The sequence below is a fragment of the Vibrio sp. Vb2131 genome (assembly GCF_033338535.1).
GTDB lineage: Bacteria > Pseudomonadota > Gammaproteobacteria > Enterobacterales > Vibrionaceae > Vibrio > Vibrio alginolyticus.
The window spans coordinates 1-631 of sequence record NZ_JAWOSW010000097.1; the positions used below are offsets into that span (position 1 = coordinate 1).

The following is a 631-nucleotide window of genomic DNA, read 5'->3' on the forward strand; positions in this document are numbered from 1 at the left end:
CGGTAGGCCTCCTTAAGTCTCTCTAGAAAGGCGGAGGGAGTTTCCCCTGCTTCCTGTAATACCTGTTTTACCTGAGCCAAATTAGTAGGGCGTCGTATAGCCCCTCGGAGACCCGCTAGAAGCAACTGGCGATAAAGGCGTAGGTGTCCCTTACCTTCAGCTGTATTAAAATCCCAGTTTGGTCTCTTAAGTGGGAATGCAGCATCAATTTCCTCAGGCAGCTGGGTGGGACGCCCATCATCTCCCAGAACATGCTTTCTGGCCTCTAGGAACACTCTTTGTTTTTTTGTTTTTTTTTTTTTCTTGAGGTTAAGAGGGCCTGTAAGAGCTGTTGGAAGTAAAACAGATTCTATTAGGTCGGTGAGTGCCACCGGATCTTTGGAGAAAGAAGGGTTGTGTTGTTTCCAATTGTAAATGTCAGCTGCTGAAAACGGCCAGTATTGGGTCTGGCCACCGGTTCCCTGTCTAAGTGGGAAAGCCTGGGAGGTTGAATCTGGCATCACCTCGAGCTTATTGCGCAATCTCCCTGCGACAGGGGAGAAACCCTTATCAGACTGTGGCCCGGCAACTGATCTGGCCGGCGGCTCTGTCTCCTCCGTTTTAGCCGGGCCTGTCAGAGAGAAGATCTATG

The 631-nt window shown here is 50.2% G+C and carries 1 protein-coding gene; it reads right to left on the bottom strand.

Annotation, left to right across the window (positions count from 1 at the left end; genetic code table 11):
- Nucleotides 1-500, bottom strand: a 500-nt coding sequence (locus R7E38_RS23070; protein ID WP_318082172.1) for a hypothetical protein, incomplete at its 3' end; no start/stop codon positions are given.
- Between the last annotated feature and the right edge of the window lie 131 nt (nt 501-631).